Consider the following 12,394-nt stretch of genomic DNA (forward strand, 5'->3'; position numbering starts at 1 on the left):
CGTAAATGACAAAAAAGGATCACTTTACGCCATTTTACGGCAGTGAAAGCGCTGGCGATATTCACCAGGTGTGAGCTGAAGTTGTTTTTCAAATAGCCGCCGCAGATTAACGCTGTTGCCAAATCCCGTTTGCTCGGCTATACGATCCAGTGTCTCGTTGGTCTGCTCCAGACGCTGCCGGGCAGCGGCCAGCCGGGCTTCTGCGACGTAGCGCGCTGGGGAAAGGCCGGTTTCACGGGTAAATACGCGGGTGAAATTACGTGGACTCATGGCGACTTTTTCTGCCAGTTTATCCACGCTGAGGTCGGCAGTGAGGTTCTCGAGCAACCAGGCCTGCAGATCGTTAAGAGGGCTCTGGGGGCTGGTCTGCTGAAGGTTGTAGCGGCTAAACTGCAACTGGCCTCCGGGACGGCGCAGGTACATGACGAAGTCCTGGGCGATGTCGCGCGCCAGACTGAAGCCGTAGTCCTCTTCGACCAGCGCCAGCGTCAGGTCAAAGCCGGAACTGACCCCGCCGGATGTCCAGATGTGTTCGTCCTGAATGTAGAGTGGACCACCTTCGACGCGAACCTGAGGAAATTCTGCCTGCATGGTCTCCAGCAGTTTCCAGTGGGTGGTGGCTCGTCTGCCGTCCAGCAACCCGGTTTGCGCCAGCAGCATCGCGCCACCGCAAATGGATGCAATGCGACGGGAATGGGGAGCGGCAAGGCGCAGCCAGTCAACGACTGCAATCCCTTCCTGCGGATTTTGCCCCCTGCCGGTGATAATAATGGTATCGAGAGGTTCACGAGGGTTCATCTCATGCAGGCGATGATCTGCCAGTAGATTTAAACCGGACTGACCATGGATCACCTGATGCGGCTGAGTTGTCGCTAACTGAACCTGGTAACAGATGTCCGTAGCGCCTTTCGCGTGCAGGCGGTTGGCCTGCATCAGAATGTCGGCAATACCGGCGGATTCAAACAGCATGCCGCCATCGGGTACAATGATAAGTATCTTCTTCATGTCCTGAAAAGTAGACTTTTTACAGAATAAGTCAACAGAACCTCTGTGGACGGAAAAATTCTCTCTACCGAAGTGACAGGGCCATCTCTGGATGATGGTTTGATTTTGACTGACCGGAGTTGCCTGCTAATGTGCGATTCTGACACACAGTGGATCGGGCATATGGCCCGGTGTTCCGCTATGCGCTGTGAGTTCAACTGATGGATGCAACACATTGATTGAAGCGCTCTGCGGGTGATTCATAGTCTGGCGTTTTTCTGGGCCTTTCGTTGAGCCGTCTGGCAACATTGTTTAGTCTTTGTTGGCTGTGAACTGATAAGTCAGTTCCTTTTGGAAAATACTGTCTGAGTAATCTGTTTGTATTTTCATTTGAGCCGCGTTGCCAGGGAGATTGAGGATCACAGAAATAAATCTGAATGTTTGCCGCTACAGTAAATCGGGTGTAGCTGGCGCAGAGGCGTCCGGGAATCATCCTGAATCTTCATTATAAAATGCCCCGGTCATCAAGACCAGGGCCGTTTTTCAAGGGTAAAACCTGTTATCCGGTGAATAAACATGCCGCTTCGCTTAAAGGAATGACATGGTTTACGAGGCGGATCTGGATGTGTTGAACAACCTTAGAACTGGTAGGTGATACCGACCGCGAACTGATCGTCAGTCGACGCGCCAGTCACAACGGCATCGTCGTCATCCAACAGGTTGAATTTGTATGCAGTGAAAACGTTGAGGTTCTTGTTGAAGTAGTACCAGGTACCCAGCTCAACATAGTTCATGATATCCGCATCGCGGCGGTTATTCAGATCTTTGCCTTTCGCGTAGACATAGCCCAGGGACGGACGCAGACCAAAGTCAAACTGATATTGAACAACGGCTTCGATGTTCTGGGTTTTATTTGCAAAAGAACCATTTTCCATAGGGCTCAAGTTGCGGGATTCCGCATACATGGCGGCTGTATAGATGTTATTCGCACTATACTTCGCGGCGATGCTCCAGGCTTCCGCCTTTTCGCCTTTGTTGTCTGCTGTTTGTTCGTGCGTACGGTCAGAATTGCTGTATGCGCCAACGAAACCGAAGTCGTTAATGTTGTAGTTTACGGAGAAGCCGAAACCGTCACCGTTCGATTTTTTAGCTGAGCTCTGGTTGTTTTTACCCTGATACTGGAGCGCAAAGTTCAGGCCATTAACCAATCCGAAAAAGTCGGTATTACGGTAGGTTGCAACGCCAGTGGTACGGCCGGTCATGAAGTTGTCGGTGTGAACCAGACCATCGCCTCCCCATTCAACCAACATATCGGTGTAACCGGCTGCGTCGTAAACCACGCCATAGTTACGCCCATAATCGAATGAACCATAGTCACTGAATTTCAGGCCAGCGAAAGCCAGACGCGTGGCATGAGTCTGCTGCCCTTCAGGTTTGTCCGCTTTGATGTTGTACTCAAACCGGCCATAACCGGTCAGCGTGTTGTTAATCTGCGTTTCCCCTTTGATACCAAAGCGGGCATAGGAGGCATCGTTGGCATTATTGTTGCCGCCATCATGGGTCATGATGTGCTTGCCGACCATTTTACCGTAGAAATCCAGTTTGTTACCGTTCTTATTATAGATTTCAGCCGCATTAGCGCTACCCACAGTGAATAACGCTGGAATCAAAATTGCCAGTACTTTTCTTTTCATTATATATTCCCTTTTAATCATAATTAATATGAATTGTGCCACCTCACTCCGAAGTGACGGTGTGATACTAGCGATTAAGTTTATTTTTCTTTAAATTAAATTATGTAAACAAAATATATAAAATATTTCTAATTGTTTCTAGTGCTCTCTTTATGTTTTAATTATATAATTAAGATGCAATATATTCATTGCAATAATATTTAAAGATAACATGTTGTTATGTTTTTTTTGGTGTGATTGATGTCATGAATTTCTTCCGGGTGTACCAGGTATTGCTGTTTTCCGTTTTTAGGTGGATGTTGGGTTCTTTGTGGGGCTCTTTTAAAAAGATAACTGAGGGTTTTGTATAAAATAGGAATTCAGTGATGATGTCAGTGGCGAAGAGGAGAGGGGCTATTGTTTATCGCTGTCAGATTCGATTATTTAAATATAATGAGTATTCTCAATATTACCTATCGGATTGCTGATGCATCGGTGACGGTTACCCGTTTATCTTTGAATACTATCCGCTCCCATTGCCGTGGCTGCATTCAAACTGGCACCGGGGGTCCTGTCGTTCTCGTCAGTCCATCATTACCTCTGATCATGAGGATGGATGCGCGGTCGCCTGCCATGCATTTTTCTCCTGCGTCTGCTCCTGACTGTTCAGGTCTGTCACCTGCCTGGCGCCGCAATGCATATTGAACAATTTTAAGTATATAATGTGATGCTTATCACAATTTTGTGCAACCAGACTGCATATGGCTGTTAAGTAAAGGGAGAAAAATAAATGGCAGAAAAAGCGAAACGGAGCCCGGGAGGTAAACTGGCGTTATGGGCATTTTATGCTTTTTGTTGTTATTTCTGTTGGGCGATGGTGCGCTACTGGTGGGTTGTCGGACAGATTCAAAGTGTGCCTGGTGCGACAATCGCAGGTGAACTTGGCTCAACGGCGGGGAAATGGATCGGTGCATTGTTGGGTTTTTTGGTTCTGGGTGCCGTGGGCGGAATTCTCGGCGCAATTGCCTGGTACACGCGCCCGCTTCCACAGCGTTATGAACACCACGATTAATGTTGCTATGCTGATTGCTGGCGTTATCTTAAAGGAACGAGCATGGAACTGGTTGACTGGCAGCAACGATTTGAAAACTGGTTAAGCGGATGCCATTCGCAAGAGGATTCCGCACACGATATTTCACACTTTCGTCGGGTATGGTCAACGGCACAGAGACTGGCGGAAGGCATCGATGCTGATCGTCTGGTGATCCTGACCGCCTGCTATTTTCATGACATTATTAGTCTGGCGAAAAATCATCCAGAGCGTAGCCGGTCTTCGGTAATGGCGGCAGAGAGGACGCTGGCCATTCTGCAGTCTTCTTTCCCGGACTTCCCCGCAGACCGCTATCCGGCGGTTCTGCACGCCATTGAAGCGCACAGCTTTAGCGCCGCAATTGCCCCGCAAAGTGAAGAAGCGAAAATTGTCCAGGACGCCGATCGTCTGGAAGCTTTAGGCGCGATTGGGCTGGCTCGTGTGTTTGCGGTCTCCGGTTCGTTGAATAATCTCTTGTTTGATGCCGACGATCCTTTCGCCGAACGGCGGGAATTAAATGACAAGAAGTATGCCCTGGACCACTTTCAGTGCAAGCTATTGCGTTTACCGGAAACGATGCAGACAGAAAAGGGCAGGGTAATGGCGATGCATAACGCGCACTTTCTGGTGCAGTTTATGGCTAAACTCAGCGCGGAACTTCGCGGCGATCCTGTGACCTTTGATGAGGCTGTTTTACAGCGCTTTACCCCGTTGACTTAAAACTGCCAGCGCTATTGATGGTAATTTCCGCAGAGATATTACGGCCCTTTATCCGGCAAAACGGCCAACATTCGGTGAGTTACTTGAAGCCGAAGTCGATCCTAAGTTTATTCTCACGAAGGTGCTATGGAAATATCTCTACCGTTATGCGCATAAACATCAGGAACGAGGGATTCATCATGGCGGACGTTCACGATAAAGCCACCCGCAGTAAAAACATGCAGGCGATTGGCACGCGCGATACGGCGATCGAAAAACGGCTGGCGGCATTGCTGACGCGTACAGGATTTTCTTTTACGGTGCAGGACGCCGCCTTGCCGGGACGGCCTGATTTTGTGGTGGCCGACTATCAGTGCGTGATTTTTACTCACGGCTGTTTCTGGCATCATCACCATTGCTATCTGTTTAAAATCCCAGCCACGAGAACCGAATTTTGGTTAGCTAAGATAGCCAAAAACGTGGCGCGTGATGGCCGGGATCTCGGGCGACTGACGGAACTGGGATGGCGGGTGCTGGTGGTCTGGGAGTGTGCGTTGCGCGGGAGAAAGAAACTCAGTGATGAAGCGCTTGGCGAACGCCTGGAAGAGTGGATCTGCGGCGGTGGGGACTGCGCGCAGATCGACACTCAAGGCATAGGTCCGCTGGCGATCACTTCTCAGCCTGACAGGAAGTCACTTTGCTCTGGGGAGGGAGCAGATATTTTCCAAGCGTCACCAGCACCACCGCAAAAATAATCACTCCCAGTGCCAGCCACTCGATCGGCGACAGATTTTCACCCGCCAGTCCGGTACCCAACAGAACGGCGACTACCGGATTAACGTAGGCATAGCTGGTGGCAACAGCAGGAGTTACGTTACGAATCAGATACATGTAGGCATTGATAGCGATAAGTGAGCCGAATATGGCCAGGTAAGCAACGGCAAGTATGCCGGACCATGAAGGCATTCGGGTTAACGTTTCTCCGGTTAACGCCGAGGCAATTATCAGCACGAGGCCCGCAGCCAGCATCTCAATGGCCCCCGCCATCATGCCTGTCGGTAGCGCAATTCGCGACCCGTAGACGGAACCAAAGGCCCAACTCATCGAACCAAGCAGAATCAGCAATGCTCCCCACGGATTACCGTTGAGGTTACCGCCGCTATTGAGCAGGACAATCCCCGCCAGACCGATGACGATACCCAGCCACTCAAGCTTACGGGTAGCAATGCCGAAAAAGCGGCTAAAGCACAGGGTAAACAGAGGCACCGTCGCCACCATTACCGCCGCAATGCCGGAGGGAACATGCTGGTGTTCCGCGAGGGTGACGAAACCGTTACCGACAGCCAGCAGTAAAATACCAATCAGCGCGGCGTTGAGCAGCGGCCTGCGGGCGGGAAGTTTATGTCCGGTTGCCAGTAACCAGGCTGTGAGCACCGCGCCGGCAGAAAGAAAACGAACGCCAGCCATCATGAGCGGCGGCCAGCTGGCGACGCCAATGGCGATGGCAAAATAGGTGGAACCCCAGATGATATATAACGCAAATAATGCCCCGATAAGCGGTAACAACTGACGGGTAGACATATTTCCTCACGACGGTGCAGAGATAGAAAGGAGGCACATAGTAAACGTGAAAACTATCGCGCTGGCGAGTCCTTTCACACATTTGCTACTGTTAAATTTTTGTTGACTATATGCAGACTGTTGTGGGCGAAAAAGGGCTTTTGCTTCATACTTTACGCTGAACAACCATCAATGAAGGAATGTAATTTTGGCAGGAAGTAGTCTTTTAACCTTATTGGATGATATTGCCACTCTGCTTGACGATATTTCGGTCATGGGGAAACTGGCGGCAAAAAAAACAGCGGGCGTATTGGGCGATGATTTATCGCTTAATGCGCAACAGGTGACTGGCGTACGGGCTAACCGCGAGCTGCCGGTGGTTTGGGGCGTGGCTAAAGGTTCGTTTATTAATAAAGTGATTCTGGTGCCGCTGGCGTTGTTGATTAGCGCTTTTATTCCGTGGGCAATTACGCCGTTACTGATGTTGGGTGGGGCGTTTTTGTGCTTTGAAGGGGTGGAGAAAGTTCTGCACAGCCTGCAGGCGCGTAAACATAAAGAGGATCCGCAGGTTCGCCAGCAGCGGCTTGAGGCGCTGGCAAATCAGGATCCTATGGCTTTTGAACGCGATAAGGTGAAAGGGGCGATACGCACCGATTTTATCCTCTCCGCTGAAATTGTCGCCATCACGCTCGGCATAGTCGCCGAAGCGCCGCTGTTAAACCAGATTCTGATCTTGTCTGGCATTGCGCTGCTGGTCACGATAGGCGTGTATGGTCTGGTGGGGATCATCGTCAAGCTTGATGATATGGGGTACTGGCTGGTGGAGAAAACCAGTTCGCTGGCGCAATGGTCAGGTAAGGCCTTATTAGCGATTGCTCCTCGCTTGATGAAAGCGTTATCGGTGGTCGGAACGCTGGCGATGTTTCTGGTCGGCGGAGGAATTGTCGTTCACGGTATTACGCCGTTGCACCATGCTATTGAGGAGATTGCCCATGAGCAGAATGGCATAATTGCGTCATTGCTGCCCATGGCGGCGAATCTGCTGCTGGGCTTTATCATTGGCGCTATTGTGCTGGCAGGGGTGAAAGCGATTGCTGCGCTTCGGTGTTCTGCAGACTAAATGCCCGCCAGACCAGGCAACATCGCCCATCTTCGTCTAAGGTAACGTTGTTTCTTCCTGAAAGCGGAGGCGAAGATGGGCTTGTTGATTAGCGATGAAGTGAGGCGTAAAAACGGAGGACCGCGGATGATTGTCACCGGGTTTGCCAGCGGTATGGTTGAGTGTCGCTGGTATGACGGGCATGGCGTTAAGCGTGAGTCATTTCGTGAGGATGAGCTGATCCGCGGAGGGGAGGAGAAGCTCAATCATTCCTGAGTTTGTATACTGTTGCTCCGGCTTCATTTGTGCGAACGGGGCGGGTTTGTCATTGCGAGGGATAATTATTTATTCGTTTAACCAATGAATAAATCCATAATCTATTTGTTACGATCGCTATAATGGGATTTATCTTAAAAAAAATACGCCTGCGAACAAATGTTCGTAGCAGAACAAACTGGTAAAGTCCTTGTCTGGCGTGCCTTGCCAGCGTTACGCCTTTTATAAGTCACATTTTTTCAATAATTTGCCTCATGAATAGACCTTGTCATGCAAAATAATTGAGGATAATGTCTTTAGTACATCGGATTTCCCGGTGTAACGAATTTTAAGTGCTTCTTGCATTAGCAAGTTTCTTCCCGACTCCTGCGAGTCGGGATTTTTTTGCGTGCGTATCAGCGATTAATCTCCGTTATGCTAACGTCATGAATATCCAGCTCAAAAGCTTCAGCGAGTTCACGCCAGGCATGATAATCGCCATCATCACTACTTACCTCTCGTATGCGGTGCGCCTCAGTTGCGCTGATTTCATTAATTGCCGCCAGCAGGGCGTCAACATCGACTCTTTCTCCGACGTTATTTTCTTTGGCGGTTTTCATCGCAGCGACCTCGCTTAACTCGGGGATGGCGCTTTTAAGTATAGACTGTTTACAAAAACACCTGTTATCAGGGAGAGCGCTGCGCGATCGGCTCTTTTGTTCTACACTGGCTCAAAATAGAGAGGAGATGAGTTATGCAGGTAAACGATCGTGTCACGGTCAAGACCGATGGTGGCCCACGTCGATCGGGGGTTGTGCTGGCCATAGAGTCGTTTAGTGAAGGGGTCATGTATCTGGTTTCGCTGGAAGATTATCCGCTGGGAATTTGGTTTTTCAACGAGAAAGGGCATCCGGACGGCATTTTTGTTGAGAAAGAAGAGTCACCTGTATGAAGCAAACTGGCGGCCGATGCCGCCAGCGTTTTCAACGAGCGTTGACATAAATCCCGGACGTGATGTTTTCCGTCAATCGTACAATGTGATAAATCACTTGTTTATTGTGAGTCTGGATTTTCTTTTTAATATTGCCTTTATGCGATGAGACCGTTTTGGCCTTAATGTTCATCTGGGCGGATATATGCGTGGTGCCGTGCCCGGCCATCCACATCCGGAGCATATTTGATTCAGTCTGGCTTAACGCCAGCGTCGGGATAGTAATGCGCGTAGTGCGATGATTCTCATATTTCAGACGATTGGCCAGAATATCATCAAGGTCTTTTGCCGTCAGTGACTTTGAGCAAATAAGTAAGTTTTTGCGCACCAACAGATAGTGATCAAAATGAATATTGGTTAGCGACATAAAGACAACAAATAGCGTCGCCGGGTGCGCTTTGATGATCTGCCGGACAAGCTGGTTGCTCTCTTTATGGTGAATAAAGCAATCTTCATTGATAAACACCACCGTTGGGCGGTTACTCTCGCAGCCTGATTGCAGGCTGGTGAGGCTGTGTACTTCAGTGATATCGCGCTTCTTTATCCCCCGGCTTGTCAGGTACCCGGTTAATCCCAGCCGGGTGAAGCTGCATAAATCCATGATAATCGTTGACATGACTCATCCTCAATCAACACCTAACGATAATTTATTCCTCGCCGGTAAGTGCGATGAAGTCCATTTTGTTAGTCATAAAAACTGCTACCGCTCAGTAACTATCAGGCAGCATGAACCATTCTGTAATAATCCCATAATTTGCCAGGAATATTCTTAAAGTAAAGGTGACGAATTGCTACGTGGAGGAAATAAAAACCAAAAACTCCCGTGTGATATAAGGTTGTCATTTTTCATCGTATTTTAAAATAGGATTATCCTTATATTGAGCGATTAAAATATCACCTCACAAAAAGATAGGATTATTCAATAGAGAAAAATAATTTATTCGGTACAGGCAATTTTTTGCCGCGCCGGAGGTGGCAGGCACGATGCGGATGTTTTCCCTCAATTCGAGAAGAGTAGCGGGCGTAACGCTTTAATGCCACAATAATTTTTTATCGGTTTGCGGGATGGATGATGATGAAGAACAAGATCGTATTTTTGGGATTGCTGTTGGTTTTATCTGGCTGCGCTCAGGTTGATAACTACAGCGATGTAATTAAAGCGCCAGCCCCGGACGGTCTGGATGGCTACTGGCAATCGGCGGGACCGCAGAAAGAGATGATGAGCCCACAGGCGATTGCCAGCCTGATTGTGACTAAAGATGGCGATACGTTTGACTGTCGACAGTGGCAAAGGGTGATCGTCGTACCGGGGAAATTAATGAAACGTGACGCAGTTATCTATAACGTTACCGCTGCGCTGAATGTTTATCCCGTTGAGCGTGAAGGTGATACGCTGCACTACGATCGCATGACGTTCAAACGGGTGGCGCGTCTTACTCCGGAGTGTGAACAGGCGTGGGAAGCGTCTTCAACGGAGAGCACGAACGCCCACGCGGAATGAGTCATTTTCAGCCCGCGCGGGACCGGTATGTTTTATAGCGTCTCTTCAATCACCCAAACGCTGACGCTACCACCGTTACAGGTAAAAATACCGTTACCTTTAGCATCGGTGGTAATCACTTCTTCACGGTTGCCGAGAAAATCCCGCCAGCGTTTGTTGCCGTAGTTTTCCCCCAGAGGAAGCGATTTTTCTCCGTCATCGCCGTTTGACAGCACCACCACACAACCTGGATCTTCATCGGTGCCGCTACGGCTAAAGGCGATACAGTTAGGATGATCGAACCATAGCGTTTGTACACCGTGGGCAAAACGCTGGCGGGCATCGATCAGCTCATGTAACTGTTCGATAACTGGCATCTCAATTGCATAGCGTTGTCCATCGCTGCCGGCGTCTTCATAGCGGGCGCCGAAAAGATCGGCATAAAAGACCGACGGCACGCCATTTTCACGTAGCAGAATCAGCGCATAGGCCAGCGGCTTAAACCATGCCTCAACCGGTGCTTCCAGCGCCTGCAGCGGCTGCGTATCATGGTTGGTGACCAGCGTCACTGCGTGGAATGGATCGGCTTCAACCAGCGTACCGCTAAAAATCTGACGCATATCGTATTCGCGTCCCTGTCGGGAGGCTTCATGGAATTTCATTTGCAAAGGGGCATCAAATAGCAGTGTCTTTCCATCTACCATGGCGATATATTGCTGAAGTTTGTCGACTTCGTGCGACCAGTATTCCGCGACGATAAACAGTGGTTTTGTCGCGACGTCCTGGACGTGGTTGATCCATTCTTTATAAAACCAGGCGGGGATGTGTTTAACTGCATCAAGACGGAAGCCATCGCAGCCGGTTTGCTCCATTATCCAGCGCGCCCAGTATTTAATCTCCTCGGCAACGGCCCGATTGCGAAAATCAATATTTTCGCCCATCAGGTAGTCGAAATTACCCATTTCATCATCGACCTGATCGTTCCATCCCTCGCCGGTATAGTCGTTGACGATTTTAAACACGCCATCTTCATCAGGGTTTTCAATATGATCGATGCCGCTAAAGCATTTGTAATCCCATATAAACGCTGAATATTGTCCGCGCCTGGCGGGGAAGGTGTAGCGCGTCCAGGCTTCACACTCAATAATCTCATCGTCGATTTGCGTCCGGTCTTGTTCATCAACACGCTGTATACGTACGGCCTCTTTTTCATCAGCACCCATTTTGTGATTGATCACGACATCAAGCAGCACGGCGATATCATGCTGGCGGAGCGCGGAGATGGCGGCGAGTAGTTGGGCTTTATCGCCATATTTGGTGGCGACCGAGCCTTTTTGATCGAACTCACCGAGGTCAAAAAGATCGTAGCTGTCATAACCGACGGAATATCCGCCAGAAGCGCCTTTGTAGGCGGGAGGCAACCAAATCATATTGATACCGATTTCATTCAGGTTTGGTGCCAGGGCTTCGATTTCACGCCATAATTCGCCGCCGGTGGGGTAGTACCAGTGAAAGCACTGCAATAACGTGGGGTTTTTCATCTTCCGTGCTCCAGACGTCATCAAGCTGACCATTGCAGTATGAGAGATATCCACCAAAACGGTGGCATTTTTGTTGTATTTTCACTATGTGATAAAAGGCATCATATATAATTATTTGGTATAAGATGTAGCGTATCGATGTTGGTGACAGGGGCTAAACCCTTTACACTACAAAAATATCTCTCTGCCAGGAGTCTCTATGAAATTAGCATTTCGGGGTCGTCAGGCGCTGATGGGCGTTATGGCTGTTGTTTTGTTGGCGGGCGTCAGCGTAAAAACCTTTGCCGCTGAAAATTTACTTAATCAGATTAAAGAGCGCGGCACCTTACGTGTTGGCCTGGAAGGCACCTACCCGCCATTCAGTTATCAGGGCGATGACGGCAAGCTGACCGGTTTTGAGGTGGATTTCGCCAACGATCTGGCGAAGCACTTAGGCGTAAAAGCTGACCTTAAACCGACGAAATGGGACGGCATGCTTGCGTCACTGGAATCCAAACGTATCGACGTGGTTATCAACCAGGTAACCATCTCCCCTGAGCGTAAGAAGAAGTATGACTTCTCGACGCCATACACCATCTCCGGGATTCAGGCGCTGGTGAAAAAAGGTAATGCAGGAACGATTAAAACCGCCGCTGACCTGAAAGGTAAGAAAGTTGGTGTCGGCCTGGGCACGAATTATGAAGCCTGGCTGCGCCAGAACGTGCAAGGGGTTGATATTCGTACTTACGACGATGATCCGACCAAGTATCAGGATCTGCGCGTTGGCCGTATCGACGCCATCCTGGTTGACCGCCTGGCGGCGCTCGATCTGGTGAAGAAAACGGGCGACACCCTTGCGCTCGCCGGAGAACCCTTCTCCCGGCAGGAATCCGGCGTGGCGCTGCGTAAAGGCAATGAGGACCTGCTGAACGCGATCGATGGCGCCATTGCGGATATGCAAAAAGATGGCAGCCTGAAGGCACTATCGGAAAAATGGTTTGGTGCTGACGTCACGAAGTAACCACAGGTGGTGAAAAAAGGCG

The 12,394-nt window shown here is 49.6% G+C and carries 13 protein-coding genes and 3 pseudogenes; 9 read left to right on the plus strand and 7 right to left on the minus strand.

Features of this window, described 5'->3' with window-relative positions:
* Nucleotides 1-24: 24 nt before the first annotated feature.
* The 3 genes and pseudogenes from FE839_RS22960 to FE839_RS22970 all read right to left on the minus strand — a co-directional run bounded on the left by FE839_RS22960 (nt 25) and on the right by FE839_RS22970 (nt 2,678).
* Nucleotides 25-1,005 (minus strand): GlxA family transcriptional regulator, encoded by a 981-nt coding sequence (locus tag FE839_RS22960; RefSeq protein ID WP_138363047.1) that lies wholly within the window; start codon nt 1,003-1,005, stop codon nt 25-27.
* Nucleotides 1,006-1,198: 193 nt separating this feature from the next.
* Nucleotides 1,199-1,453 (minus strand): annotated as a pseudogene (locus FE839_RS22965) (IS30 family transposase); the annotation flags it as partial.
* Between the two features lie 169 nt (nt 1,454-1,622).
* The gene (locus FE839_RS22970) at nt 1,623-2,678 is read right to left on the minus strand and encodes a porin (RefSeq protein WP_138363048.1); all 1,056 of its coding nucleotides are present in this window, start codon (nt 2,676-2,678) and stop codon (nt 1,623-1,625) included.
* 769 nt (nt 2,679-3,447) lie between these two features.
* Here FE839_RS22970 and drpB point away from each other — a divergent pair.
* The 4 genes and pseudogenes from drpB to FE839_RS22990 form a co-directional block, all read left to right on the plus strand.
* Complete coding sequence (gene drpB, locus FE839_RS22975) at nt 3,448-3,729, plus strand: cell division protein DrpB (protein WP_138363049.1); 282 nt, start codon at nt 3,448-3,450, stop codon at nt 3,727-3,729.
* 42 nt (nt 3,730-3,771) lie between these two features.
* A complete protein-coding gene (locus FE839_RS22980) occupies nt 3,772-4,467 on the plus strand; it encodes a phosphohydrolase (RefSeq protein WP_138363050.1) in 696 nt (231 codons plus the stop codon).
* A gap of 31 nt (nt 4,468-4,498) precedes the next feature.
* A pseudogene (locus FE839_RS22985) lies at nt 4,499-4,639 on the plus strand (DNA (cytosine-5-)-methyltransferase); the annotation flags it as partial.
* Nucleotides 4,640-4,646: 7 nt separating this feature from the next.
* A pseudogene (locus FE839_RS22990) lies at nt 4,647-5,114 on the plus strand (very short patch repair endonuclease); the annotation flags it as partial.
* A 1-nt stretch (nt 5,115) separates the two neighbouring features.
* On the opposite strand, the gene yedA reads toward FE839_RS22990, so the two are convergent.
* Nucleotides 5,116-6,027: a drug/metabolite exporter YedA gene (gene yedA / locus FE839_RS22995; protein ID WP_138363052.1), complete on the minus strand. Its 912-nt coding sequence runs from the start codon at nt 6,025-6,027 to the stop codon at nt 5,116-5,118.
* 187 nt (nt 6,028-6,214) lie between these two features.
* Between yedA and FE839_RS23000 the strand changes: the two genes are divergently transcribed.
* Nucleotides 6,215-7,126, plus strand: a complete 912-nt coding sequence (locus FE839_RS23000) for a DUF808 domain-containing protein (protein ID WP_138363053.1) — start codon at nt 6,215-6,217, stop codon at nt 7,124-7,126.
* A gap of 75 nt (nt 7,127-7,201) precedes the next feature.
* Entirely contained in the window at nt 7,202-7,381 is a 180-nt protein-coding gene (locus FE839_RS23005; protein WP_138363054.1) for a YodC family protein, read from the plus strand.
* A 395-nt stretch (nt 7,382-7,776) separates the two neighbouring features.
* Here FE839_RS23005 and FE839_RS23010 read toward each other — a convergent pair whose 3' ends face one another.
* Entirely contained in the window at nt 7,777-7,980 is a 204-nt protein-coding gene (locus FE839_RS23010) for a YodD family peroxide/acid resistance protein (RefSeq protein WP_138363055.1), read from the minus strand.
* A gap of 134 nt (nt 7,981-8,114) precedes the next feature.
* Between FE839_RS23010 and dsrB the strand changes: the two genes are divergently transcribed.
* Nucleotides 8,115-8,312, plus strand: a complete 198-nt coding sequence (gene dsrB / locus FE839_RS23015) for a protein DsrB (RefSeq protein ID WP_138363056.1) — start codon at nt 8,115-8,117, stop codon at nt 8,310-8,312.
* A gap of 31 nt (nt 8,313-8,343) precedes the next feature.
* Here the strand turns inward: dsrB and rcsA are convergent, their stop codons facing one another.
* The gene (gene rcsA / locus FE839_RS23020) at nt 8,344-8,967 is read right to left on the minus strand and encodes a transcriptional regulator RcsA (RefSeq protein ID WP_138363057.1); all 624 of its coding nucleotides are present in this window, start codon (nt 8,965-8,967) and stop codon (nt 8,344-8,346) included.
* A 459-nt stretch (nt 8,968-9,426) separates the two neighbouring features.
* Between rcsA and yedD the strand changes: the two genes are divergently transcribed.
* A complete protein-coding gene (gene yedD / locus FE839_RS23025; RefSeq protein ID WP_138363083.1) occupies nt 9,427-9,852 on the plus strand; it encodes a lipoprotein YedD in 426 nt (141 codons plus the stop codon).
* Nucleotides 9,853-9,884: 32 nt separating this feature from the next.
* On the opposite strand, the gene amyA is transcribed toward yedD, so the two are convergent.
* Nucleotides 9,885-11,372 (minus strand): alpha-amylase, encoded by a 1,488-nt coding sequence (gene amyA / locus FE839_RS23030; RefSeq protein ID WP_138363058.1) that lies wholly within the window; start codon nt 11,370-11,372, stop codon nt 9,885-9,887.
* 199 nt (nt 11,373-11,571) lie between these two features.
* Here amyA and tcyJ point away from each other — a divergent pair, with 199 nt between their 5' ends.
* Nucleotides 11,572-12,372: a cystine ABC transporter substrate-binding protein gene (gene tcyJ / locus FE839_RS23035; protein ID WP_138363059.1), complete on the plus strand. Its 801-nt coding sequence runs from the start codon at nt 11,572-11,574 to the stop codon at nt 12,370-12,372.
* The last annotated feature ends 22 nt before the right edge of the window (nt 12,373-12,394 follow it).

This window comes from Klebsiella indica (genome assembly GCF_005860775.1).
GTDB classification, from domain to species: Bacteria; Pseudomonadota; Gammaproteobacteria; order Enterobacterales; family Enterobacteriaceae; genus Klebsiella; species Klebsiella indica.